Origin of the sequence: Actinotalea subterranea (assembly GCF_008364845.1) — a bacterium.
Taxonomy (GTDB): Bacteria; Actinomycetota; Actinomycetes; order Actinomycetales; family Cellulomonadaceae; genus Actinotalea; species Actinotalea subterranea.
Window position 1 is genome coordinate 365383 of sequence record NZ_VTTP01000003.1, and the last position, 23228, is coordinate 388610.

At 71.2% G+C, this 23228-nt stretch carries 24 protein-coding genes and 2 tRNA genes; 8 read left to right on the forward strand and 18 right to left on the reverse strand.

Features of this window, described 5'->3' with window-relative positions:
• Position 1 precedes the first annotated feature (1 nt).
• From FZ988_RS18480 to FZ988_RS07555, 3 genes are read right to left on the reverse strand one after another with little or no spacing between them, the layout of a single operon-like run.
• The gene (locus FZ988_RS18480) at positions 2-163 is read right to left on the reverse strand and encodes a hypothetical protein (RefSeq protein ID WP_188079042.1); all 162 of its coding nucleotides are present in this window, start codon (positions 161-163) and stop codon (positions 2-4) included.
• A complete protein-coding gene (locus FZ988_RS07550; RefSeq protein ID WP_149203398.1) occupies positions 160-951 on the reverse strand; it encodes a class E sortase in 792 nt (263 codons plus the stop codon). Before FZ988_RS07550 ends, FZ988_RS18480 begins: the two co-directional genes overlap by 4 nt.
• Positions 948-1715: a DUF881 domain-containing protein gene (locus FZ988_RS07555; RefSeq protein WP_149203399.1), complete on the reverse strand. Its 768-nt coding sequence runs from the start codon at positions 1713-1715 to the stop codon at positions 948-950. The genes FZ988_RS07550 and FZ988_RS07555 overlap by 4 nt, the downstream gene beginning before the upstream one ends.
• A 112-nt stretch (positions 1716-1827) precedes the next feature.
• On the opposite strand from FZ988_RS07555, the gene FZ988_RS07560 reads away from it, so the two are divergent.
• On the forward strand, positions 1828-2073 hold the full coding sequence (locus FZ988_RS07560) for a cell division protein CrgA (RefSeq protein ID WP_149203400.1): 246 nt from the start codon (positions 1828-1830) through the stop codon (positions 2071-2073).
• Positions 2074-2289: 216 nt separating this feature from the next.
• On the opposite strand, the gene FZ988_RS07565 is transcribed toward FZ988_RS07560, so the two are convergent.
• Positions 2290-3156, reverse strand: a complete 867-nt coding sequence (locus FZ988_RS07565; protein ID WP_149203401.1) for a rhomboid family intramembrane serine protease — start codon at positions 3154-3156, stop codon at positions 2290-2292.
• Positions 3157-3189: 33 nt separating this feature from the next.
• Positions 3190-3729, reverse strand: a complete 540-nt coding sequence (locus FZ988_RS07570; RefSeq protein WP_149203402.1) for a peptidylprolyl isomerase — start codon at positions 3727-3729, stop codon at positions 3190-3192.
• A gap of 113 nt (positions 3730-3842) precedes the next feature.
• Between FZ988_RS07570 and FZ988_RS07575 the strand changes: the two genes are divergently transcribed.
• Positions 3843-4850, forward strand: coding sequence for a hypothetical protein (locus tag FZ988_RS07575; protein WP_149203403.1), 1008 nt, complete (start codon positions 3843-3845; stop codon positions 4848-4850).
• A gap of 67 nt (positions 4851-4917) precedes the next feature.
• Here the strand turns inward: FZ988_RS07575 and FZ988_RS07580 are convergent, their stop codons facing one another.
• Positions 4918-5907 carry a sigma-70 family RNA polymerase sigma factor gene (locus FZ988_RS07580; protein WP_149203404.1) on the reverse strand — a complete coding sequence of 330 codons (990 nt, stop codon included), beginning with the start codon at positions 5905-5907 and terminating at the stop codon, positions 4918-4920.
• 18 nt (positions 5908-5925) lie between these two features.
• On the opposite strand from FZ988_RS07580, the gene FZ988_RS07585 reads away from it, so the two are divergent.
• The gene (locus FZ988_RS07585; protein ID WP_246169307.1) at positions 5926-6390 is read left to right on the forward strand and encodes a VOC family protein; all 465 of its coding nucleotides are present in this window, start codon (positions 5926-5928) and stop codon (positions 6388-6390) included.
• Positions 6391-6450: 60 nt separating this feature from the next.
• Here FZ988_RS07585 and FZ988_RS07590 read toward each other — a convergent pair whose 3' ends face one another.
• The 12 genes from FZ988_RS07590 to dnaA all read right to left on the reverse strand — a co-directional run bounded on the left by FZ988_RS07590 (position 6451) and on the right by dnaA (position 19539).
• Positions 6451-6912, reverse strand: a complete 462-nt coding sequence (locus tag FZ988_RS07590; RefSeq protein ID WP_149203405.1) for an anthrone oxygenase family protein — start codon at positions 6910-6912, stop codon at positions 6451-6453.
• A gap of 71 nt (positions 6913-6983) precedes the next feature.
• Positions 6984-7056, reverse strand: a tRNA-Ala gene (locus tag FZ988_RS07595).
• Positions 7057-7089: 33 nt separating this feature from the next.
• Positions 7090-7209, reverse strand: a complete 120-nt coding sequence (locus FZ988_RS18720) for a DLW-39 family protein (RefSeq protein ID WP_223145057.1) — start codon at positions 7207-7209, stop codon at positions 7090-7092.
• 25 nt (positions 7210-7234) lie between these two features.
• Positions 7235-7308: transfer RNA gene (locus FZ988_RS07600), tRNA-Ile, on the reverse strand.
• Between the two features lie 118 nt (positions 7309-7426).
• The gene (locus tag FZ988_RS07605) at positions 7427-8116 is read right to left on the reverse strand and encodes a DUF3566 domain-containing protein (protein WP_188079022.1); all 690 of its coding nucleotides are present in this window, start codon (positions 8114-8116) and stop codon (positions 7427-7429) included.
• The gene (gyrA, locus tag FZ988_RS07610) at positions 8113-10812 is read right to left on the reverse strand and encodes a DNA gyrase subunit A (protein WP_149203406.1); all 2700 of its coding nucleotides are present in this window, start codon (positions 10810-10812) and stop codon (positions 8113-8115) included. The genes FZ988_RS07605 and gyrA overlap by 4 nt, the downstream gene beginning before the upstream one ends.
• A 91-nt stretch (positions 10813-10903) precedes the next feature.
• Positions 10904-12961: a DNA topoisomerase (ATP-hydrolyzing) subunit B gene (gyrB, locus tag FZ988_RS07615; RefSeq protein WP_246169308.1), complete on the reverse strand. Its 2058-nt coding sequence runs from the start codon at positions 12959-12961 to the stop codon at positions 10904-10906.
• Between the two features lie 352 nt (positions 12962-13313).
• The gene (locus FZ988_RS07620; protein WP_149203408.1) at positions 13314-13955 is read right to left on the reverse strand and encodes a DciA family protein; all 642 of its coding nucleotides are present in this window, start codon (positions 13953-13955) and stop codon (positions 13314-13316) included.
• A complete protein-coding gene (gene recF / locus FZ988_RS07625) occupies positions 13945-15240 on the reverse strand; it encodes a DNA replication/repair protein RecF (RefSeq protein WP_149203409.1) in 1296 nt (431 codons plus the stop codon). Before recF ends, FZ988_RS07620 begins: the two co-directional genes overlap by 11 nt.
• A 12-nt stretch (positions 15241-15252) precedes the next feature.
• Positions 15253-16146 carry a phosphogluconate dehydrogenase (NAD(+)-dependent, decarboxylating) gene (gene gnd / locus FZ988_RS07630; RefSeq protein WP_188079041.1) on the reverse strand — a complete coding sequence of 298 codons (894 nt, stop codon included), beginning with the start codon at positions 16144-16146 and terminating at the stop codon, positions 15253-15255.
• A gap of 13 nt (positions 16147-16159) precedes the next feature.
• A complete protein-coding gene (dnaN, locus tag FZ988_RS07635) occupies positions 16160-17290 on the reverse strand; it encodes a DNA polymerase III subunit beta (RefSeq protein WP_149203411.1) in 1131 nt (376 codons plus the stop codon).
• A gap of 662 nt (positions 17291-17952) precedes the next feature.
• Positions 17953-19539 (reverse strand): chromosomal replication initiator protein DnaA, encoded by a 1587-nt coding sequence (gene dnaA, locus FZ988_RS07640; RefSeq protein WP_149203412.1) that lies wholly within the window; start codon positions 19537-19539, stop codon positions 17953-17955.
• Positions 19540-19988: 449 nt separating this feature from the next.
• Between dnaA and rpmH the strand changes: the two genes are divergently transcribed.
• The 5 genes from rpmH to FZ988_RS07665 are packed head-to-tail and all read left to right on the forward strand — an operon-like array spanning position 19989 to position 22846.
• The gene (gene rpmH / locus FZ988_RS07645) at positions 19989-20126 is read left to right on the forward strand and encodes a 50S ribosomal protein L34 (RefSeq protein WP_109131294.1); all 138 of its coding nucleotides are present in this window, start codon (positions 19989-19991) and stop codon (positions 20124-20126) included.
• Positions 20127-20135: 9 nt separating this feature from the next.
• Complete coding sequence (gene rnpA / locus FZ988_RS07650) at positions 20136-20498, forward strand: ribonuclease P protein component (RefSeq protein WP_149203413.1); 363 nt, start codon at positions 20136-20138, stop codon at positions 20496-20498.
• Complete coding sequence (gene yidD / locus FZ988_RS07655; protein ID WP_149203414.1) at positions 20495-20827, forward strand: membrane protein insertion efficiency factor YidD; 333 nt, start codon at positions 20495-20497, stop codon at positions 20825-20827. Before rnpA ends, yidD begins: the two co-directional genes overlap by 4 nt.
• Complete coding sequence (gene yidC / locus FZ988_RS07660) at positions 20824-22281, forward strand: membrane protein insertase YidC (protein WP_149203415.1); 1458 nt, start codon at positions 20824-20826, stop codon at positions 22279-22281. The genes yidD and yidC overlap by 4 nt, the downstream gene beginning before the upstream one ends.
• Positions 22282-22321: 40 nt before the next feature.
• Positions 22322-22846: a Jag family protein gene (locus tag FZ988_RS07665; RefSeq protein WP_149203416.1), complete on the forward strand. Its 525-nt coding sequence runs from the start codon at positions 22322-22324 to the stop codon at positions 22844-22846.
• The last annotated feature ends 382 nt before the right edge of the window (positions 22847-23228 follow it).

Below are 23228 nucleotides of genomic sequence, written 5' to 3' on the forward strand. Positions count from 1 at the left end.
CTCACTCATCCACCGTGATGTCGTTGAAGGGCATGTACGGGGCGATCGCCGGGAACACCCAGGTGAAGCAGGCGGCCACGACGGCGACCGCGAGGGCGAGCAGGAGCAGGAGCCGGAGCCACCGGGGGCCGGGCAGCGCCCGCCACAACCACGCGTACATCATGCGCCTCCGGTGAGCTCGGCCGGTGTGCCGTCCGCGACCGGCATCCAGTACTTGAGGTCCGCGTGCACGATGAAGCGCTCCCGGGCCGAGTACATGGGGTGGCAGGTGGTCAGCGTCATCACGGCGCCGGTGGGCACGGCGCCGGGCTGGCCGGGCACGGGCGCGATCACCTGGACGTCACGCGGTGTGACGACCTCGGTGGAGCTCACCGTGTACACGTACCAGGTCTCGGGCGTCTGGACGACGAGCGCGTCACCGACCTGGAGCTCCTCGACCCGGTTGAGCGGCTTGCCGTAGGTGGTGCGGTGCCCGGCGACCGCGAAGTTGCCGACCTGCCCCGGCATCGCGGTGCCCTCGTAGTGGCCGAGGCCCAGCACGTCCAGGATCTCTCGCCGCGTGGTCCCCTGGCTGATCATCTGGAGGTAGTCGGGACCCCAGCGGGGCACCTGGAGGGACGCGAACGTGGTCGCGAACGCGGGCTCGTCGATCACCGGTGGGGGGTCGGTGGGGTCCCGCGGGCCGGTCGGCTCGGCGCTCGGGGCGGGCGTCGGGGCGGGCTGCGCCTCGGAGCGGACCCAGTCCATGCTGCTCACGAGCTCGGCCTGGCGCTGCCCGGCGACGACGTCCGTCCACCAGAGCTGCCACACCACGAAGAGCCCCAGGAGCACGCCGAGCGTCACGAGCAGCTCGCCCAGCACGCCGACGACGGCGGCACCGACCGACCGACGGCGTACCGCCCTGGGGCGTGCGGGCGTCGTGCCCGGCCCGGGCCCGTCCGGTCCGCTCACGACTCGGCGTCGGCGTCGGCCTCGACGCCCTCGGGGAGGGCCGCGTACTTGAGGTCGACGCTGCCCTCGTAGGCAGGGAGCTCGAGCTGGGCCTCGCGTGTGACCGACCACCCGAGGCCGAGCTGCTCGACGTAGTCGAGGTAGATCTCGATCGCGTCGTCCTCCCGCAGGGCCGCGCGCAGCGCGTCGGGGTCGCCGATCGCCTGGACCGTGTACGGCGGGGAGTAGTGCTGGCCGTGCAGGAGGAGCACGTTGCCGACGCACCGGAACGCCGACGTCGCGACGACCCGCTGGCCCTGGAGCGTCATGGCCTCCGCACCGCCCGCCCACAGGGCGTTGATGACCGCCTGGAGGTCCTGCTGGTGGACGACCAGCATGTCGTTGGTGACCTCGTCCGAGTACGTCCTGTTGGTGGGGGCGTCGTCGAGCTGGACCGTCAGTCCTGGGCCCGTGACGGCCACGCGGCCGGCGACGAGCGCCTCCTCGGCGACCGCGCCCGCCTCGTCGACCGACGGTTCCGCGGTGAGCTCCTCGGCCAGGGCGACGACCTCGCCCTCGAGGTCGTGGACCTCGGTCTCGACCTCCTCGAGGCGGGCCATCTCGGTCTCGACCAGGCCCGCGAGGTCCTGCGGCTCACGCCCGGTGGTCCCGGCGGCGAGCCGTGCGTTGGCGGCGAAGAGGAAGCCCGCGAGCACGAGCACGAGAGTCACCCCGAGCGCGCCGGTCACGGGCACGGACCTGCGGGTGCGTGCCTTGCCCGCCATGCCGCGTCCCTCCGTCGACCGGTCCACGAGGTGTGCCGCGTGGTGCCACTACGCTAGACGACGAACCACCGGTGCCCGTGGCACCGGTCCCCGTCCGAGCAGGAGATGTGCCGTGCCCGAGTCGAAGTCGCGCAAGAAGCCGGCCTACGTCCCGCCGGCGGAGCGCCAGGGACCCCAGGTCAACCCTCGCTGGCTCGTCCCGACGATGCTCACCCTGATGATCGTCGGCCTGCTGTGGGTCGTCGTGACGTACATCTCGCAGACGGACTACCCGATCCCGGGCCTGGACAACTGGAACCTCGCCGTCGGGTTCGTGCTGATCATCGCGGGCTTCGGCCTGACGACCCGCTGGCGCTGACGCCGCACCGCACCCGCACCGCCACGAAGGCCCGCCGCACCCGCGGCGGGCCTTCGTCGTCCCGGGGTCGTCCGGGTTCGTCACGGGTGGTCGCCCGTCGCCACCGAGTGTTCTCCCCAGGGGTGGACATCTCTGTGGATAACTACACCGGTGTAGTTCCACAGGTGTGAGCAACCCTGGGGACGGCTGCCGGGGCACCGGACGTGTCGTCCGGGGTCACCAGGAGGCGTACTTGATCGCTGCCATGACGACCAGGACGAGCGCCACGCCCACGGTCACCCCGATGCCCACGACGCGCCGCCTCGCCTTGGGCGCATAGGCGAACCCCACGCCGATGAGGGCGCCCGTCAGGAGGCCGCCCAGGTGCCCCTGCCACGAGATGCCGGGCACGAGGAACCCGATCACGGCGTTGATCGCGACGACCCCGAGGATGGGGCGGGCGCTGCGGCCCATCCGGCGCAGGACGACGGCGATGGCGCCGAACAGGCCGAACACCGCACCCGAGGCACCCACGGTCCCGGTGACCCACGCCGGCGAGAACGGCGACGCGAGCAGCAGGATCATCACGTGCCCGCCGAGCGCGGAGACGAGGTAGAGCGCCAGGAACCGGGCACGGCCGAGTGCGGGCTCGAGCTCATGCCCCAGGATCCACAGGGCGTACATGTTGAACAGGATGTGGGTGATGCCGAACGTTCCGCTCGGGTAGTGCACGAAGGCCCCGGTGAGGAACCGCCACGGCTCGGCGTCGCCGATGCCCGGCGCGAACAGCAGGGAGTTCGTCCACGCGTCGCCCACCGCGAGCTGGAGCAGGTAGCTGACGACGGTCACGCCGATCAGCGTGAGCGTCACGAGCGGCCGCCCGGCCCGCAGGGGCGCGCCGAACGCGGTGCGCGCGACGGGTGCGGTCCGGTTCGCCTCGCGCACGCAGTCGACGCAGTGGATGCCGACGGCCGCCGGGCGCTGGCACTCGGTGCACGTCGGGCGCCCGCAGCGCTGGCACCGCACGTAGGAGACGCGATCAGGGTGGCGGGGGCAGACCGGCACCTGCTCAGGTGCCGGCCCGCCGCCGTACGGCGTGCTCATCGGACGCCGCTCATGGTGCGGGGTGGGGTGCGGTCACTCCTCGACCGTCACCGAGGTGATGGTGATCGCCTCGACGGGTCGGTCGCCCGAGCCCGTGCGGGTCCCGGCGATCGCGTCTACGACGGCGCGGCTCTCGTCGTCCGCCACCTTGCCGAAGATCGTGTGCTTGCCCGTGAGCCAGGCGGTGGGCGCGACGGAGATGAAGAACTGCGAGCCGTTGGTGCCGCCCGGCTTGCCCGTGACGGGGTCGCGGCGCAGGCCGGCGTTCGCCATGGCGAGGAGGTAGGGCTCCGTGAAGCCGAGCTCCGGGTGGATCTCGTCGTCGAACGTGTAGCCGGGGCCGCCGGTGCCGGTGCCCAGCGGGTCGCCGCCCTGGATCATGAAGCCGGGGATGACGCGGTGGAACACGACGCCGTCGTACAGCGGGTCGGTGCGCTCGGCGCCGGTGGCCGGGTCCTTCCACGCCTGCGTGCCCGTGGCCAGCCCGACGAAGTTGCGGACGGTCTTGGGGGCGTGGTTCGGGAGGAGCTCGAGGCGGATGTCGCCGGATGTGGTGTGCAGAGTCGCGAACATGCTCACATCCTCCCACGCAGGCCGGGCGCGGGCCGTGCAAGGGTGGCAGCATGGGCAGGAGGTCCCGCACCCGGGTCAGTTCGTTGTCCGTCCGCCGACAAGGGGAGTCGACCATGTTCGACCACATCCGCCGTTCCGCGCGCACCAGCGTCGACGCCGACCGTCTGAAGAGCCAGGCCGCCGAGGTCGGGGCCGTGCTGAGCGACGCATCCGTGCACGCCGGCCAGGCTGCCGCCCAGCTCGCCGAGCAGGTCGCCGAGCAGGCGAAGGTCGGGGCGCTGCACGCCAAGGACTGGGCGGCGCCGCGCGTCGAGAAGGCGCTGCGGGAGGGCGCCAAGGCCGCCGCGCCCAAGGTCGAGAAGGCCGCCGAGCGCGCCGTCCCGCTGGTGGACTCCGCACACGACCGCCTCGTCGACGACCTGCTGCCCAAGCTCGTGGCGGCCCTGACCGCCGCCGCGGGTGCCGCGGCGGTCGGTGCCGACAAGGCGCGCGACGTCACGTCGGCCAAGCTCACGGAGCTCGCGCACCTCGAGGTGCCGGAGCCCAAGAAGTCCCACAAGGGTGCGAAGGTCTTCTGGTTCTTCGCGGGGATCGCCGCGATCGGTGCCGCCGTCGCCGCGTGGCGGAGCAGCCGTCCGACGCACGACCCGTGGGCCGAGCAGCCGTGGGAGCACGAGTCCGAGCACGGGACGGACCGCTTCAAGGCGCGGGCCGCCGAGGCCCGGGACGAGCTCGAGGGCGTGGTCTCCGACGTGCGTCACGAGCTGGGCGACGCTGCCGAGGCCGTCGGCGAGGCGGCAGGCGAGACCGTCGCGCGGACGCGGGAGGCGACCGAGAAGGCAGCCGAGCGCGCCCGTGAGGCGACGGAGCGGGCACGCGAGGCCACCGAGAAGGCAGCCGAGCGCGCGAAGGACGCCGCGAAGAAGACGACGACGCCCCGCCGCCGCACCGCGAAGGCGGCGACGGACGACGCCACGGCAGCCTCCGACGAGGTCACCGAGGCGATCCCGACCCCTGCCGAGCTCTTCACCGAGCCGACCGATGCGCAGAAGATCCCGACCGACGTCCCCGGTCAGCCCAAGGCACCGGGCTCGACGGCGAAGGGCGCGGACGAGAGCTGAGCCCGCCGTCCGCACGACTGTCCGGGAGCCCGGTGCCGAGAGGTGCCGGGCTCCCGTGCTGCCCGGCTCAGCCCACAGCCGGCAGCGCGGGTGGTAGCCCGGCGGCCGTGAACAGGTCCGTGTCGAACCACGCCGTCACGTGGGCGACGCCGTCGGCGGTCACCACCGGGGCGTGCAGGTTGAACGCCCGGTGCACGCCGTCCTCGCCGCGCATGTAGAGCCCGAACGCGGTACGCCCGTTGAGGGAGGTCCGCACCATCCGCATGTCACCGGCGGCGTTCGCGGGGCAGTGGTGCGTGATGAGCCCGCCGATGTCGCTCGCGCCGCGGTACCAGTCGAGGAACGGCGGCATCTCCCACACGGCGTCCGCGGTCAGCACCTGGACGAGTCCGTCGATGTCGTACTCCTCGAACGCGCGCGCGTACCGCTCGAGGAGGGCGCGGGTCCGTGGGTCGTCCTCGGCGATCGGCACGGGCTCGTGCTCGCGCGCCCGCGCGAGGTGGGTGCGGGCGCGCTGGAGCGTGCTCGTGACGGCACCGACGCTGAGCCCGAGGGTCTCGGCGGCCTCCGCGGCACGCCAGGCGAGCACGTCGCACAGGATCACGACGGCGCGCTGCTGGGCCGTGAGGTGCTGGAGCGCCGCGACGAGGGCCAGCCGGACACTGTCGCGGGTCACGGTCTCGGCCGCCGGGTCGGGCGCGGGCGTGGCCCACAGCGCGTCGTCGGCCAGGGGCTCGAGCCACGGCACCTCACCGTCGCGGGTGAGCCCGTTCGCGGGGCTGGCGGGGGGCTGGCCCAGCCCCGTGGGCAGCGGCCGGCGGCGGCGCCCCTCGAGCGCCGTGAGGCACGTGTTGGTCGCGATGCGGTACATCCAGGTGCGGATCGAGGAGCGCTCCTCGAAGCCGTGAAAGGCGCGCCAGGCGCGCAGGTAGGTCTCCTGGACGAGGTCCTCGGCGTCGTGCACCGAGCCTGTCATCCGGTAGCAGTGGGCGATCAGCTCGCGCCTCAGCGGCTCGACCTGGGCGAGGAAGTCCTGCTCGGTTGTGACGGTGCTCACACCCGCGAGGCTACCCCGATGACTTTCCCCGGCGGGAGGGGTCTTTTTTGCGTGATCGACGCCCGCCTCACCCTCCCGGAGCCCGCCATGGAACGCATGATCTTCGTCAATCTCCCGGTCCGCGACCTCGCCGTGTCGCGCCGGTTCTACACGTCTCTCGGCTTCGACGTGAACGAGCAGTTCTCCGACGACGAGGTCGTCTGCGTCACCATCTCGGACACGATCATCGTCATGCTCCTCACCGAGCGCCGCTTCGCGACCTTCATCACGACGCAGATAGCCGACGCGCGGACCACCACGGAGGTGCTCAACGGCCTGTCGGCCGAGACGCGCGCAGAGGTCGACGAGCTCGTCGAGCGTGCCCTGGCGGCGGGCGGGACGGCGCGCGAGCCGATCGAGGACGGCGCCATGTACGGCCGGAGCTTCACCGACCCGGACGGACACGTCTGGGAGGTCATCTACATGGACATGGGCGCCGTCTGAGGCCAGGCGCTCCGGCCGGCCTCCCGGGCGTCGGGTCCGCCGGGAGGCCGGCCGGACCGCTCAACGGCCCAGGGCCACCGCGAAGCAGACCGCAGCGACCACGCAGGTGAGCGTCCGCACGTGGTTCATCGGGTTCCACTCGGCGAGGTACACCGTCCAGTACGCAGCACCGTCGTCCGTTGCCGGGTCGGTCGCGGCGAGCCGGTTGTTGCGCGGGATGTGGAACGCGAACGTGATCGCGACAGAGGACAGGTACGCCAGCGCGCCCAGGACGAGCAGAACCCCGTCGATGCGCGGCACGTCGCGCCCGCCGGCCACCGCGAGGACGACCGACAGCACAGCGACAGGTACGGCGACGGGCACCCACGCCTTGGGCGCGTCCTCGTTGAACCGCTGCATGGCGGCGGCCCCCGACGCACCGGGGAGCCGGCGCAAGGCGGGCATGATCACGACGGAGAACGCCAGGTAGAAGCCGGCCATGATGCCGCTGCCTGCTGCTGCGGCGATCGTCGCACCGCTCATGTGGGACTACCCGGCCTCGTCACGCTGTGCCTCCGGTCCAGCCTCGACGCCGATGACGGTGTGAGCTTCGGTGGAGCCAAGGGGACTCGAACCCCTAACCCCCTGCTTGCAAAGCAGGTGCGCTACCAATTGCGCCATGGCCCCGTGCACCCGCCTGGGGTGGCGGGACTGACGCGGTCAGTCGATCTCGTCGGTGACCTCGGTCCAGAGGTCGCGCTCGTCGCGATCCTCCGCGTACGTGCGCCAGACGACGTAGCCGGCCGCCGCTGCGAGCAGGGCGATGAGGAGCTTCTTCATCCGTCCTCCGGTGGTGCGTCTGGAGTGGGCCTAAGAGGACTTGAACCTCTGACCTCTTCCTTATCAGGGAAGCGCTCTAACCGTCTGAGCTATAGGCCCGTCACGCCGGCGTGCTGCGGGCGCCGCACGAGACTACCCCAGCGGCACCGCGGCGCCCAAACGCACCCGGTGCGCGACGGGTTCGCGCGGCGGGGCGCCGGGTGCCAGTCGAGGTCGGTCAGTCGTCCGTGAGCGTGAGGTGCACGCCGCCGACGAGAGCCGCCACGATGTTGTAGAGGAACGCGCCGATCGTCGAGAGCGCCGTGAGCAGCACGATGTCCACGACGCCGATCATGGTCGCCAGGGAGATCGCGCGGTCGAACGCGGTGTACTCGAGCAGCGGGAAGAAGTCCTCCGAGCCCGAGAGCGTCGTGATCACGTCGTTCACGGAGACGAAGACGCCGAGGCCGTCGAGCGCGTACCAGACGACCGCGGTCGCGACCACGAGCATGATCCCGACGGCGACCGACAGCAGGAACGACAGCTTCATGACGGACCACGGGTCGATCTTCGCCACGGCCAGGCGCACCCGCCGGGGCCCGCCGGACGAGGTGACGGGCGAGGCCGAGGGACGGGGCGACGTCGTGCGCTGACCCTCGGACTGCGTGCTGATCTCCTCGTGCTCGCGCGACGGCATCGCGTTGCGCGCCGCGCCGACGGCACCCTGCGCGGTCGCCTTGATGCGCTCGGCGAACGACGTCGAACTGCCGGTGTCCGGCTCGGAGGTCGTGGTCTGCGTCGCCGACGGCGCGCTGCCCCCCGAGCGCGGCGCGGAGGCCGGCCGGGGCTGGACGTCCGCGCTACGGGCCGGTGCCGCCGCCGGCCTCTTCGGCGCGATCGAGGGCGGCTTGGTCCCGTCGGTGCTCATCGCTCTCCCTCGGTGGATTCCGTCGTCGCGGGCTGCTCGCTCGCCGCGTCAACCGCGTCGTCGCCAGCATGGGCACTGTCATTGTCCCCGGTGCTCGCCGAGGCGGCATCGTCCTCAGGTATGGCGTCGCCCTCGTCCACGGTAGCCGCATCGGTGCCGAGGTTGCGCTCCACGTTGCGGGCGACCGCGAGGATGCGGTCCCCGGAGTCGGGCTTCGCCAGGATGACGCCGGTCGCGTCCCGCCCGTGCACCGGGATCTCACCGACCTGCGAGCGGACGACCTTGCCGCGTTCCATGACGACGAGGACCTCGTCGCCCTCGTCGGCCATGAGCGCGCCCACGAGGCCGCCGCGGTCGTCGGGGAGGCGCGCCGCACGCACGCCCAGGCCGCCGCGCTTGGTGCGTCGGTAGTCGAGGTTGCCGTCGGAGTTGACGCGGTGCATGTCGGAGCGCTTCGCGGTCCCGCCGTCGGTCACGGTCACGAGGAAGGAGCCCTCGGTCACCACGTCCATGGAGAGCAGCTCGTCGCCGTCCCGGAACTTCATGCCCGTGACGCCCGACGTCGCGCGGCCCATCGCACGCAGCTGGTCGGACGTGGCCTCGAAGCGCACGGCCTGGCCCTTGCGGGAGACGAGCAGCAGCTCGGAGTCCTCGTCCACGAGAGCGGCAGAGACGAGCTCGTCGGGCTGGCCGTCCTCGTCCTCGCGCAGGTTGATCGCGATGAGGCCGCCCGAGCGGTTCGAGTCGAACTCGGCGAGCCGCGTCTTCTTGACCAGGCCGCGGCGCGTCGCGAGGACGAGGTACTCGGCCTGCTCGTAGTCGTGCAGGTCGATGACCTTGGCGATCTGCTCACCGGGCTGGAACGCGAGCAGGTTCGCGACGTGCTGGCCCTTGGAGTCGCGACCGCCCTCGGGGAGCTCGTACGCCTTCGCGCGGTACACGCGGCCGAGGTTCGTGAAGAACAGCAGCCAGTGGTGCGTCGTCGTCACACCGAAGTGCTCGACCACGTCGTCGGCGCGCAGCTGTGCACCGCGCACACCCTTGCCGCCGCGCTTCTGGACGCGGTACTGGTCGCTGCGGGTCCGCTTGGCGTAGCCGCCGCGCGTGATGGTGACCACGACCTCCTCCTCGGCGATGAGGTCCTCCATGGAGACCTCGCCGTCGTACGGGAGGATCGTCGTCCGGCGCTCGTCGCCGTACTTCGCGACGAGCTCCTCGAGCTCGCTGCCGACGATGTCGCGCTGGCGCTGCGGGTCGGCGAGGATCGCCTTGTAGTCCGTGATCTTGATCATCAGACCGTCGTACTCGTCGATGATCTTCTGCCGCTCGAGGGCCGCGAGGCGACGGAGCTGCAGGTTGAGGATCGCCGTCGCCTGGAGCTCGTCGACCTCGAGCAGCTCCATCAGGCCGGCCCGGGCCTCCTCGACGTCGGGCGAGCGACGGATGAGCGCGATGACCTCGTCGAGCGCGTCGAGCGCCTTGAGGTAGCCGCTGAGGATGTGCGCCTGCTCCTCGGCCCGGCGCAGACGGTACGTGGTGCGCCGCACGATGACGTCGAGCTGGTGGGTCACCCAGTGACGCACGAACGCGTCGATGCTGAGCGTGCGCGGCACCTCGTCGACCAGCGCGAGCATGTTCGCGCCGAACGTGTCCTGGAGCTGCGTGTGCTTGTACAGGTTGTTGAGGACGACCTTGGCGACGGCGTCGCGCTTGAGCACGATGACGAGGCGCTGGCCCGTGCGGCCCGAGGTCTCGTCACGGATGTCCGCGATGCCCTGGACGCGACCGTCCTTGACGAGCTCCGCGATCTTCGCGGCGACGTTGTCCGGGTTCACCTGGTAGGGCAGCTCGGTGACGACGAGGCAGATCCGGTTGTGGATCTCCTCCACCGTGACGACCGCGCGCATCGTGATCGAGCCGCGGCCCGTGCGGTAGGCGTCCTCGATGCCGCGTCGGCCCAGGATGGTGGCGCCCGTGGGGAAGTCGGGGCCCGGGATGCGCTCGATGAGCGCCTCGAGGAGCTCTTCCTTGCTCGCCTCGGGGTGGTCCAGGTGCCACTTCACACCCGCGGCGACCTCGCGCAGGTTGTGCGACGGGATGTTCGTGGCCATGCCGACGGCGATGCCCGCCGAGCCGTTGACCAGCAGGTTCGGGAACCGTGACGGCAGGACCGCCGGCTCCTGGGTGCGCCCGTCGTAGTTGTCGCGGAAGTCGACGGTCTCCTCGTCGATGTCCCGCACCATCTCCATGGCGATGGGCGCCATCTTGCACTCGGTGTACCGCGGCGCGGCCGCCGGGTCGTTGCCGGGGGAGCCGAAGTTGCCCTGGCCCGCGACGAGCGGGTACCGCAGGGACCAGTCCTGCACGAGGCGGACGAGCGCGTCGTAGATCGCGCCGTCGCCGTGCGGGTGGTACTTGCCCATCACGTCGCCGACGACGCGGCTGCACTTGGAGAACTGGCGGTCGGGCCGGTACCCGCCGTCGTACATCGCGTACAGCACGCGCCGGTGCACGGGCTTGAGGCCGTCCCGCACGTCGGGCAGCGCGCGACCCACGATGACGCTCATCGCGTAGTCGAGGTAGGAGCGCTGCATCTCGAGCTGCAGGTCGACCGCGGTGATGCGGTCGGTGATCACATCCAGCGGCGCGTCGGGCCCCGTCTCCGGCAGGTCGCCGTCGGGAGTCTGGTCGGTCACCGTGTACCTCGTCTCGTGAATGGCATGTCAGCTCTTGGCGGTCTCGACCCCGGCCGGACCCGCGCGCCGTGGACGGGCGCGGGCCGCACGGTCAGATGTCGAGGAACCGCACGTCCTTGGCGTTGCGCTGGATGAACGCCCGGCGCGACTCGACGTCCTCGCCCATGAGCACCGAGAAGATCTCGTCCGCCGCTGCCGCGTCGTCGAGGTTCACCTGGAGCAGCGTGCGCTGGTCCGGGTCCATCGTGGTGTCCCACAGCTCGGAGTAGTCCATCTCGCCGAGGCCCTTGTAGCGCTGGATGCCGTTGTCCTTGGGCACCCGCTTGCCGGCCGCCTGCCCCTCGAGCAGGTAGGCGTCGCGCTCACGGTCCGAGTACACGTAGTCGTGCGGCGCGTTGCTCCACTTGATGCGGTACAGCGGGGGCTGCGCGAGGTACACGTGACCGTTCTCGATGAGCGGCCGCATGTACCGGAACAGGAGCGTGAGCAGCAGCGTCGCGATGTGCTGGCCGTCGACGTCGGCATCCGCCATGAGGACGATCTTGTGGTACCGCAGCTTGTCGGCGTCGAAGTCCTCGCCGATGCCCGTCCCGAACGCCGTGATGAGCGCCTGGACCTCCTGGTTGCCGAGGGCGCGGTCCAGCCGGGCGCGCTCGACGTTGAGGATCTTGCCTCGGATGGGCAGGATCGCCTGGGTCCGCGGGTTGCGGCCGCGCACGGCGGAGCCGCCGGCCGAGTCACCCTCGACGATGAAGATCTCGCACTCGACGGGGTTGTTCGACTGGCAGTCGCGCAGCTTGCCGGGCATGCCGCCCGACTCGAGGAGACCCTTGCGCCGCGTGGCCTCGCGGGCCTTGCGCGCAGCCATCCGCGCTGCCGCGGCCTGGATCGACTTGCGGATGATGTCCTTCGCCTCGACGGGGTGCGCCCCGAGCCAGTCGCCGAGCTGCTCGTGGACGACCTTCTGGACGAACGTGCGCGCCTCGGTGTTGCCGAGCTTCGTCTTGGTCTGCCCCTCGAACTGCGGCTCGCCCAGCTTGATCGACAGGACGGCCGTGAGGCCCTCACGGATGTCGTCGCCCGTGAGGTTCTCGTCCTTCTCCTTGAGGATGCCCTTCTCGCGGGCGTACCGGTTGACCAGCGAGGTCATCGCCGCCCGGAAGCCCTCCTCGTGCGCGCCGCCCTCGGTCGTCGAGATCGTGTTCGCGTAGGTGTGCACGGACTCCGAGTAGGCGTTCGTCCACTGCAGCGCGATCTCGACGGAGATCTTGCGCTCGACGTCCTCGGCCTCGAAGTCGATGACCTCGGGGTGGACGACCTCGACCTTCTTGGCCGAGTTGAGGTGCTTGACGTAGTCGACGAGACCGCCGTCGTACTTGTAGACGACCGTCCGCACGGGCGCCGCGCCGTCGGCCGCTGCCGTCTCGCCGCCGTCGGTCGAGGACGCCGTGACCTCGTCCTCGGTGCCCGTGTGCTCGGGCCGCTCGTCGGTCAGGGTGATGCGCAGGCCCTTGTTGAGGAACGCCATCTGCTGGAAGCGCGAACGCAGCGTCTCGAAGTCGAAGTCGACGGTCTCGAAGATCGTCGGGTCCGCCCAGAACGTCTGGGTCGTGCCGGTCCGGTCCGTCGGCTCGCCGCGCCGCAGCTCGCCCACGGGCTTGCCGCCGTCCGCGAAGGACTGGTGCCAGGTGTAGCCGTCACGCTGCACCTCGGTCTCGACCCGGTGGGAGAGCGCGTTGACCACGGAGATGCCGACGCCGTGCAGGCCGCCGGAGACGGCGTAGCCCGTCCCGCCGAACTTGCCGCCGGCGTGCAGGATCGTCATGACGACCTCGACCGTCGGCCGTCCCTCCGTCGGGTGGATCGCCACCGGGATGCCGCGGCCGTCGTCGACGACGCGGACTCCGCCGTCCGCGAGGAGGGTCACCTCGATGTGCGTGCAGTAGCCGGCGAGGGCTTCGTCCACAGAGTTATCCACAACCTCGTACACAAGGTGATGCAGACCACGTGGTCCCGTGGAGCCGATGTACATGCCCGGCCGCTTGCGCACCGCCTCGAGGCCCTCGAGGACGGTGATCGCACTGGCGTCGTAGGAGTTGTCCGGGCTGCTCTGCGGGCTGGGTCGGTCGTTGGCGCTCTGGTCTGCCACGGGCAGAGGTGCTCCTCACAGGTGCGGTGCACACCGCCGGACGCAGGCCGGACGGCAGCGGACACAGGGTTCCCGGGCGCACAGGGCCCCTACGGGGAGCGGACCGAGCGCGCGATGCCCCGCGCGCTCCAGCGTGCGTGACGGTCCCGACGGGCGGTCAGCCCCACGGAGCCGTACGACCCCCAGGAATGACAAGGCCATCCTACCGTGCGACGGCCCGCAGGACCGCCTGGGCACACCTTGGACGCATCCGGGGATCCGCCCCCTGACCCCGTGGTCACGCGACGGCTGTCCGGGGCTCTCAGGCGGGTCAGCGCCGATGACCGCCCGGGTGCTTCTCCACAGGGTGACGTCAGCCGTACGTGTCGCGGGGACCGCGTCCCGGAACCCTGCGCCGCCCGCGCCCCCACTGCGGTCCCGACGGGCCCACGACCCTCACCTCGCGCACGACGCCGGCGCCCACCTCGACCTCGAGCCGCGTGAGGAGCTGAGGCACCAGCAGCCGCAGGTTGGCCGCCCAGGCCGTGGAGTCGGTGCGCACCACGAGGAGCCCGTCCTCGAACGTCTCCGGCACGCAGTGGTCCGCGACCTGGTCGCCGACGACCTCGCGCCACCGCCCGATCACCCCGCCGACCGACAGCTCCGTGGACCAGCCGCGCTCGGCCGCGAGCCGCGAGAGCGTGTCACCGAGCAGCGCGGGATCCCGGCCGTCACGCCCCGGCCCGGACCTCGTCTCGGGGAGCGGGGTGCGGCGCCGGCCTGGCTGCCCGGGCCGCACGCCCCGCGCCTGGGCGGCGACGCGTGCACGGTTGAGGGCGGCGCGCGCGACCTCCGACGCTGACGTCAGGCCGAGCTGCTCCGCGACGGGCCGGTCACCGAGGGGTGGGGCCGGCGCGTCGTCGTCCGCGGACGGGGTGCCCGAAGCCGGTGCCCCCGACGCCGGCTCGTCGCCCGCGGGAGCGGACCCGCCGTCGCGACGGCGGTCACCGGACACGCGTCACCTGGCCGTCCATGACGTCGATCCTCGCACCGTCGAGCTGCTCCGGGACGTCCTCGGCGACGGCCGCGGTGACGATGACCTGCTCGGCTCGCGCGACCAGGCCCGCGAGCCGCTCCCGACGGCGGCCGTCGAGCTCGGCGAACACGTCGTCCAGGATCAGCACGGGCTCGGAACCCTCCGCCCAGCCAGGGATCCCGGCGCCCGACTCGTCGTCGGGCGAACCGTGCGTGAGGAGCTCGTAGGACGCGAGCCGCAGCGCGAGGGCGAACGACCAGGACTCGCCGTGGCTCGCGTACCCCTTGGCGGGCAGCCCACCGAGGTTGAGCAGGAGGTCGTCGCGGTGCGGGCCCACGAGGCTGACGCCCCGCTCGAGCTCGCGACGGCGCAGGCGACTCATCGCCTCGAGCAGCTGGGCCTCGAGCAGCTCGGTGCTCGCTCCCGCATGGGGGACCGTCGGCACCATCCGCACCGTGACGAAACCACCCGCGCCACCGGAGGACCGGGACGACGACGTCTCCTCGTCCTCGGCGCTGACCTCGAGGGAGGAGCGGTACCCGAGGACGGCGTCGCCCTGCCGGTCGCTGACCTGCGCGTACGCGGCGGCGACGTGCGGCATGAGCTGGTCGACGAGCGCGAGCCGTACCGCGAGGACCTGCGCACCGACCTGGGCGAGCTTCGCGTCCCAGACGTCCAGGGTGCGCAGGTCGTCGCCGGCGTCGGGCGCATCTTCTGCGGTGCGCCGTGACCCGCCGCGCATGCCCCGACGCGCGGCACCCGCCGTCTTGAGCAGCGCGTTGCGCTGACGCAGCACCCTGTCGTAGTCCGAGAGGACACCCGCCATGCGCGGTGACACCTGCACGGCGAGCTCGTCGAGGAAGCGGCGCCGCCCGTCGGGGTCTCCCTTGACGAGCGCCAGGTCCTCGGGAGCGAACAGCACGGTGCGCAGGATGCCGAGGACGTCACGGGCGCGGCGCGCGGGGGAGCGGTTGATCTGCGCACGGTTCGCCCGGCCCGGGTTGATCTCGAGCTCGACGAGGCTCTGCCGCTCGCCCCGCACGGCCCGGAGACGGACGACGGCGCGTGGGGCGCCGGCCCGGACCAGTGCCGCGTCGGTCGAGACGCGATGGCTGCTCAGCGTCGCGACGTACCCGATCGCCTCGACGAGGTTCGTCTTGCCCTGACCGTTGGGGCCGACGAGGGCGCTCACCCCGGGTTCGAGGGTGAGCTCGACCTGCTCGTAGGAGCGGAAGTCGGTCAGGGACAGCTGGCTGACGTGCACGGCTGCGGCAGGTCAGGCGGGCGGTGCGGGCCGGACGGCGTGGCCGCCGAACTGCTGCCGCAGGGCCGCGACGGCCTTCATCGCGGGAGAGGCACCCTGCCGCGACGCGAACCGGGCGAAGAGGGCTGCGGAGATGACGGGGAGCGGCACGGCCCGGTCGATCGCCTCGTCGACGGTCCACCGGCCCTCGCCGGAGTCCTCGACGAAGTCGTCGATCGCGGCGAGCTCGGGGTCCTGCTCGAGAGCCGCGACCAGCAGGTCGAGCAGCCAGGAGCGGACGACAGTCCCCTGGGTCCACGCCTTGAGGGTCCCGGTGACGTCGATGACGATCTCCTGCGCCTCGAGGAGCTCGTACCCCTCGGCGTACGCCTGCATGAGGCCGTACTCGATGCCGTTGTGCACCATCTTCGCGTAGTGACCGGCGCCGACCGACCCGGCGTGCACGAACCCGTTCTCGCGGGCGCCGTCGGGACGGAGCGCGTCGAAGACGGGCATCAGGAGCTCGACGTCCTCGGTCGACCCGCCGGCCATGAGCCCGTAGCCGTTCTCCAGGCCCCACACGCCACCCGAGACGCCGACGTCGACGTAGTGGATCCCCCGTTCGGCGAGCTCCGCGGCGTGCACGGCGTCGTCCGTGTAGTGCGAGTTGCCGCCCTCGACGACCACGTCCCCCGGACCGAGCAGGGCTGCGAGGTCGGTCACGACCGAGCGGGTGATCGGTCCGGCCGGGACCATGACCCACACGACGCGCCGATCCTGCGGCAGTGCGGCAACCAGCGCGGCGAGGTCGGCGACGTCCGACACCGCAGGGTTGCGGTCGTACCCCGTGACGTCGATGCCACGGGTGCGCAGGCGCTCGCGCATGTTCGCGCCCATCCTGCCGAGGCCGACCATCCCGACGTGCATGGTCCCTGCCACGTCAGCTCGCGAAGCGGATCGGGACGAGCAGGTACCGGTAGCTCTGGTCGTCGTCGCCCTCCAGGGACCCCTGGCCCGTGAACTCGACCGGCTTGTTGGGGTGCGTGAACGACATCCGCACGAACGGCGTGTTGAGAGCGCCGAGCCCGTCCAGCAGGAACTGCGGGTTGAACGCCACGGTGATCTCGTCGCCGACGAGGGCGGCCTCGAGGGCCTCGGACGCCTGCGCGTCGTCCCCCTGGCCCGCGTCGAGCACGACCTGGCCCTCCGTGAACGCCAGGCGGATGGGCGTGTTGCGCTCGGCGACCAGCGCCACGCGCTTCGCCGCGTCCGTCAGCGCGTGCGTCGAGACGACCGCGTGGATCGGCGTCTCGTCGGGGAACAGCCGACGGACAGCCGGGTAGTCGCCGTCGACCAGCAGGGAGGTCGTGTGGCGGCCACCCGCCTCGAAGCCGATGAGGTCGACGCCCGCCCCGGTGGACAGCGCGACGGTCACCCGGTCGGAGGAGCCGAGCGACTTCGCGGCGTCCGAGAGGGTGCGTGCACGCACGAGCGCGACCGAGGAGTGGTCGGGCGTCGCCGGCGTCCAGGACAGGGTGCGCAGCGCCAGCCGGTAGCGGTCGGTCGCGAGGAGAGTGATCGTCTCGCCCTCGATCTCCATCCGGACACCGGTGAGCAGCGGGAGCGTGTCGTCACGGCTCGCCGCGACGGTCACCTGCGCGACGGCCTGCGTGAGCTCGTCACCCGCGACCGTGCCGACGACGGCCGGCATCGCGGGCAGCGCCGGGTAGTCCTCCACGGGCATCGTGAGCAGCGTGAACCGGCTGGCGCCGCACGTCACGGAGACCTTGCTGCCGTCGAGGACGACGTCGACGGGCTTGGCGGGCAGTGCGCGGGAGATCTCCGCGAGCAGGCGGCCAGAGACCAGGACCGTGCCGGCCTCGCTCACGTCGGCCGCGATCTCGGAACGCGCCGAGACCTCGTAGTCGAAGCTCGAGAGCTGCACGACGCCGGACGAGTCGGCCTCGAGGCGGACGCCGGCGAGGACGGGGACGGGCGGACGCGTGGGCAGCGACCGTGCGGTCCAGGTGACCGCCTCGGCGAGGACGTCACGGTCGACCCTGAACCTCATCACTGCATCCCTTCGCCCCGGCGTGCCCTCGTCCGACGTGTGACCTCGTGCGCTGTGTGGCACGACGGTGTGTGGTCTGCGAGCACGGATCTGGGTGAACAGTACGCGGTTGCACCGACGGGGGACACCATTCGTGTCATTCAGACGACAGGATCACGGCCGCGCCGTCGACGGGCCGGAGCCCGGGGTGCGCCTGTGGTCGCGGCATCCCCTGCGGGTCGCGGGTCCTCGGGCCGGATCGGGGTCATGAAGGCGCTGTGGATCTCTGGATGACAAAGGGTTAGTCATCGTCATAGGCAGTGTGGAGAGTGTGGACGACGCCTCTTCGCGCAGGTCAGAGACCGGGGCCGGCTGTGGACCCGCTGTCGACGCAGCTGTCGACAGCCGGCGTGACCGGTGGATCGTCGTCGTGCGTCCACTCGTCGTCCACCGCGAGGCCACCCTGCGTCCACACCTGTTGTGCGTGTCGTCCACGGCCTTCCACAGAGATGTCCACAGGTGTGAACAGTCGTCCCACGGGTGCGCGAAAGGGACCCGGGTGCACAAGACCGGGCGTTCCGGCGTGCGCCGTCGAGGTTCGTCCGCGTGCTTCTGCCGGGCCTCACGAGCGGTCTCCGGAGGAGTATCCGCGGGAGCAGGTTCCTCGGACGTGGAGGCGTCTCTCAGCCGCGGTGCTGCTGCTTGATGCGGTTCGTGAGCTCGGTCACCTGGTTGTAGATGGACCGACGCTCGGCCATGAGCTCGCGGATCTTGCGGTTCGCGTGCATCACGGTCGTGTGGTCGCGGCCGCCGAACTGCTGGCCGATCTTCGGCAGGCTCATGTCCGTGAGCTCCCGGCACAGGTACATGGCGATCTGCCGACCGGTGACGAGCACGCGCGACCGGGAGGACCCGCAGAGGTCGTCGATGGTCAGGCCGAAGTAGTTCGCGGTCTGGGCGATGATCGCCGCCGCCGTGATCTCCGCGGTGTCCTCGTCGGTGATGAGGTCCTTCAGCACGATCTCCGCCAGCGCGAGATCCACCTGCTGCCGGTTGAGGTTCGCGAACGCGGTGACGCGGATGAGCGCGCCCTCGAGCTCACGGATGTTCGTGGAGATCTTCGACGCGATGTAGGAGAGGACGTCGTCGGGCGCCTGGAGCTTCTCGTTCCCCGCCTTCTTGCGGAGGATCGCGATGCGCGTCTCGAGGTCCGGCGGCTGGACGTCGGTGATCAGGCCCCACTCGAACCGCGACCGCATGCGGTCCTCGAAGCCGTTGAGCTGCTTCGGCGGCAGGTCGGACGTGATCACGACCTGCTTGTTCGCGTTGTGCAGGGTGTTGAAGGTGTGGAAGAACTCCTCCATCGTCTGTTCCTTGCCCTGAAGGAACTGGATGTCGTCCACGAGGAGCACGTCGACCTCGCGGTAGCGACGCTGGAAGGCCCCGGCCTTGCCCTCGCCGATCGAGTTGATGAAGTCGTTCGTGAACTCCTCGGAGTTCACGTACCGCACGCGGACGCCGGGGTACAGGGAGAACGCGTAGTGCCCGATCGCGTGGAGCAGGTGCGTCTTGCCCAGACCGGAGTCGCCGTAGATGAACAGCGGGTTGTAGGCCTTTGCGGGTGCCTCCGCGACGGCGACGGCCGCCGCGTGCGCGAACCGGTTGGACGAGCCGATGACGAACGTCTCGAAGAGGTACTTCGGGTTGAGCCTGGCGGGTTCGACGGTGGCGCGTGCGGACGACGACGAGCCGTGCGGGCGCTCCCCGAACGGGAGGTCGTTGCGGCGGCGGCCGTGGTCGTCGTCGTGGTCGTCGCCGATGCCTCGCCGGCGGTCGCCCGTCCGGTGGTCGTCACGGTCGTCGTGGTCGGTGCGATCGCTGCGTCGGTCGCCGCGCTCGAGCAGACCGGTCGTTCGCGGGTGGTCGTCCCGGGTGTCGTCGTTCACGGCACCGGTCGAGCTCGCGCGCTCGCTCTGCGAGGGGCCTCGTGCCGCGTCCTGGTCCAGCGAGGGGTCCACGGTGACGGCGAAGCGGGCGTCGACGCCGAGGACCGCACTCAGTGCCTCGTTGAGCTCCGTGCGCACACGCGACTCGAGGTAGTCCTTGGTGAACTCGTTGCCGACGGCGAGCAGCGCCGTCCCGTCCAGGAGCCCGAGTGGCCGGGCCAGGCGGATGAAGGCGAGCTGCTGGGCGCTCGTCGACGGGTCGTTCGCGATCCGCCCGACGGCGCGGTCCCAGACCTGCGCGATCGAGTCGTCCTGTGCTGGCACTGATCGCTCCTGAGTACTTGCCGATGGCCCTGATCCGAGCCGAAGTCTCGCACGCGGGTCCATGATCCACACACTTGTCCACAAGCTGTGTGCTCACGCCGGGCGGTCCTCTGCCCGGGTCCGGGCGACGGCGGACGGGCACGGCGTGCGGGTCCTCAGCGACCGCTGATCATGGTGCTCCGGCGTGTCGTCCAGGGGAATCCGCCGTACGGGTGCATCCTGGCTCATTTGGCCGGGTGCGTCGAGGTCATGTCCCGCGTTTGACCCGCCGCGCGCCGCCGCGTACCGTGGCACAGCCGTTCCTTCGGCTTCTGCTCGCGTGCCCGCGCACGGCACGCACCCTCACCATCGGGTGGTCCCTGCCGCCGGTGGCGGCAAGCAGCGGCGGGGACGCAACCGACTGTCCGCCGTCCTGGCGGTGACCGTGAACCAACCTTGTGGAGTCTGACGTGTCGAAGCGCACCTTCCAGCCGAACAACCGGCGCCGGGCCAAGACGCACGGCTTCCGGCTGCGCATGCGCACCCGGGCCGGCCGCGCGATCCTCGCTGCACGTCGGCGCAAGGGTCGCGAAGAGCTCTCCGCCTGATCCTCCCCGGTGCTGCCTCCCGCGCTGCGGATGCGTAGCGCCGACGAGTTCGCCGGCACCATCCGTGCGGGCGCCCGTGCGGGCAGGTCGACGCTCGTGGTGCACTGCCGCCTCGTGCCGGGTCGGGAAGCCGCGAAGGTGGGTTTCGTCGTCGCCAGGTCGGTCGGCGGCGCGGTGACGCGTAACCGGGTCAGACGGAGGTTGCGGGGCATGGTCGTCGATCACAGGGACTCCCTGCCGCACGGTGCGGACGTCGTCGTGCGCGCACTACCCAGCTCCGTCGCCGCCGGCTTCGCCGACCTCGAGCGTGAGTACCGGTCCGCCCTGGACGCCGCGTACCGGCGCGCACTCGCCCGGGTGGCGCAGCCATGACGTCGGCTGCGCTCGTCACGCAGCACAGCGTGCTCCGCGCCGTGCGCAGACTCCCCCAGCTCGTCCTCGTCGGGCTCCTCCGCGCCTACCAGTACGGCATCTCGCCGATGACCGGGCCGTCGTGCCGGTTCTACCCCAGCTGCTCGAGCTACGCGCTCACCGCCGTCCAGCGGCACGGTGCGCTGCGCGGCTCGTGGCTGGCCCTGCGCCGGCTCGGACGCTGCCACCCCTGGGCCGCGGGCGGCGTCGACGACGTCCCCCCGGCACGCCACCAGCCTTCTTGCCCGGACCACGGGCCCGCCGAGCGAGCGAGGAGCTCCACGCGATGAATTGGTTCGACACCATCCTCTGGCCGCTGAAGGTGGCCGTGGCCTGGATCATGGTCCAGTTCCACACGCTGCTCACGACGCTCGGCCTTCCCTCCGCCTCGGGGGTGACGTGGGCGCTGTCGATCGTCGGGCTCGTGATCGTCATCCGCATCGCGCTCATCCCGCTCTTCGTGCGGCAGATCAAGGCGCAGCGCGGCATGCAGCTCCTCTCCCCGGAGCTGCAGGCGATCCAGAAGAAGTACAAGGGGAAGACGGACCCCGCGTCCCGCGAGGCGATGAGCCGCGAGACCATGGAGCTCTACCGTAAGCACGGTACGAACCCGTTCTCCTCGTGCCTGCCGATCCTCGCCCAGTCCCCCATCTTCTTCGCACTCTTCCGGGTGCTGTACAGCCTCGGGGACCTCGCCGAGGGGAACTACCCCGTCGGGTCCGACAACCCGAAGTCGAGCATCGGCCCGCTCACGCAGCAGCTCGCCGCAGAGGCGAACAACGCCACGATCTTCGACGCGCCGATCTCGTCGTACTTCCTCGCGCCCGACGCGAGCGCTGCCACCCGCATCGTGACGGTCGCGCTGATCGTCGCCATGTCGGTCACTACGTTCACCACGCAGCGCCAGCTCACGCAGAAGAACATGCCCGCCTCCGCCCTGCAGGGCCCGATGGCTCAGCAGCAGAAGATGCTGCTCTACATCCTCCCGCTGGTCTTCGCGATCTCCGGCGTCAACTTCCCGATCGGTGTCCTCATCTACTGGACGACGACCAACCTCTGGACGATGGGGCAGCAGTTCTACGTCATCCGGCGCAACCCGACGCCGGGCTCCGAGGCGGAGCGCCTGCTCAAGGAGCGTCGGGCGAAGAAGGCTGCCGCCCGAGGCATCGTGCTCGAGGAGGAGAAGCCCGCGATCGAGGAGAAGCCGCGCGGACAGCGGCAGCAGCCCAAGCGCAAGGACCGTGTGCGGCCCGCGGAGATCGCCGGGACCGCCGCGGCGGCCGGCACGGGCGCGGCGAAGGCCCCCGGTGCCAAGCCTGCGGGTGCGAAGCCCGCCGGTGCGAAGCCTGCCGGTGCGAAGCCTGCGGGTGCGAAGCCTGCGGGTGCGAAGCCTGCGGGTGCGAAGCCTGCCGGCGCGAAGCCTGCCGGCTCCACGGCGGCTGGTGCCACGACGGGCGGGACGAAGCCTGCCGGAGCGACTCCCGGTCGGGCCACGTCTGCGGGTGGGAAGCCCGCGCGTGCGAAGTCCTCGGCAGCCCGCCCTGAGACCTCGGGGTCGACGAGCCCGGGCCTGGAGGGCTCGGTGGCCGAGGGAGGCAACGTCACGGACGGGGCCTCTGGGCCGCGTCCGGCCCGTGCGAAGGCGCCGCGGAAGGCCGCGTCGAAGCCCGAGCCGGGTTCGACCGCGTCTGGCGACACCGACGGGACTCAGGGCCCCGAGAGCCCGTCCGCCCCCAGCAGCTGAACTGCGGCAACGCCGCCCCAGGATCGAACGAGGAGATCTCATGACTGAGCAGACCGCGCCCGCCCCGGACGACGCGACTCAGGAGCGAACGCTGACGCGCCGCCTCGAGGAGGAGGGTGAGATCGCAGCCGACTACCTCGAGGAGCTGCTCGACATCGCCGACCTCGACGGTGACATCGACATCGACGTCGACCACGGCCGAGCCGCGGTCGAGATCGTCGCAGAGGCCGGTTCGGAGAAGACCCTGCGCAACCTCGTCGGCGCCGACGGAGAGGTCCTGGACGCTCTTCAGGAGCTCACGCGCCTGGCCGTGCAGACGAAGACGGGCGAGCGCAGCCGCCTGATGCTCGACATCGCCGGGTTCCGCGCCGGCCGGAAGGCCGAGCTCGCTGAGGTCGCACGTGCGGCGATCGCCGAGGTCAAGGCCAGCGGTGCACCCGTGGCGCTCGAGCCGATGAACCCGTTCGAGCGCAAGGTTGTGCACGACGTCGTCGCCGAGGCGGGCCTCGTCAGCGACAGCGACGGCGTGGAGCCCTCTCGCCACGTGGTCGTGCGTCCGGCCTGATCCCGGGAGACCTGACGACGCGCCTGTCGGGCGCAGGTGGCTGGTTTCACGTGAAACCGGACGGCCGCTCGCGCTGGTCTCTGGCAGGCGCGGGGGCGCCACCTTCCAGCACCGTCGCCCGTGGGCTCACGGACTGCACGTTCCATGTTTCACGTGGAACGACCCAGCCGTGAGCGGGACGCTGGTGCGGAGGGCCGGTGCCACCCGGGCACCGGGCACTCGACTGGTTCCACGTGAAACATGGACAGTCATGACCCAACCCCGCCCACGCCATCCACGTCAGGTCCGACTCGATTGCTCGGTGCGCGCAGGCCGGCACTCGACGGCTCACGACCTACCAAAGCCTCACGACGAGCTGGCGGGCACTTGGTTCCACGTGAAA

Excerpts from the sequence above, each read along its gene's own strand:
- FZ988_RS07665 (WP_149203416.1), top strand. The coding sequence starts at position 22,322 with ATGACTGAGCAGACCGCGCCCGCCCCGGACGACGCGACTCAGGAGCGA.
- FZ988_RS07575 (WP_149203403.1), top strand. The coding sequence starts at position 3,843 with ATGTTCGACCACATCCGCCGTTCCGCGCGCACCAGCGTCGACGCCGAC.
- FZ988_RS18720 (WP_223145057.1), bottom strand. The coding sequence starts at position 7,209 with ATGAAGAAGCTCCTCATCGCCCTGCTCGCAGCGGCGGCCGGCTACGTC.
- FZ988_RS07605 (WP_188079022.1), bottom strand. The coding sequence starts at position 8,116 with ATGAGCACCGACGGGACCAAGCCGCCCTCGATCGCGCCGAAGAGGCCG.
- FZ988_RS07570 (WP_149203402.1), bottom strand. The coding sequence starts at position 3,729 with ATGTTCGCGACTCTGCACACCACATCCGGCGACATCCGCCTCGAGCTC.
- FZ988_RS07565 (WP_149203401.1), bottom strand. The coding sequence starts at position 3,156 with ATGAGCACGCCGTACGGCGGCGGGCCGGCACCTGAGCAGGTGCCGGTC.
- FZ988_RS07555 (WP_149203399.1), bottom strand. The coding sequence starts at position 1,715 with ATGGCGGGCAAGGCACGCACCCGCAGGTCCGTGCCCGTGACCGGCGCG.
- yidC (WP_149203415.1), top strand. The coding sequence starts at position 20,824 with ATGAATTGGTTCGACACCATCCTCTGGCCGCTGAAGGTGGCCGTGGCC.
- FZ988_RS07585 (WP_246169307.1), top strand. The coding sequence starts at position 5,926 with ATGACTTTCCCCGGCGGGAGGGGTCTTTTTTGCGTGATCGACGCCCGC.
- FZ988_RS18480 (WP_188079042.1), bottom strand. The coding sequence starts at position 163 with ATGATGTACGCGTGGTTGTGGCGGGCGCTGCCCGGCCCCCGGTGGCTC.
- yidD (WP_149203414.1), top strand. The coding sequence starts at position 20,495 with ATGACGTCGGCTGCGCTCGTCACGCAGCACAGCGTGCTCCGCGCCGTG.
- gnd (WP_188079041.1), bottom strand. The coding sequence starts at position 16,146 with ATGCACGTCGGGATGGTCGGCCTCGGCAGGATGGGCGCGAACATGCGC.
- dnaN (WP_149203411.1), bottom strand. The coding sequence starts at position 17,290 with ATGAGGTTCAGGGTCGACCGTGACGTCCTCGCCGAGGCGGTCACCTGG.
- FZ988_RS07590 (WP_149203405.1), bottom strand. The coding sequence starts at position 6,912 with ATGAGCGGTGCGACGATCGCCGCAGCAGCAGGCAGCGGCATCATGGCC.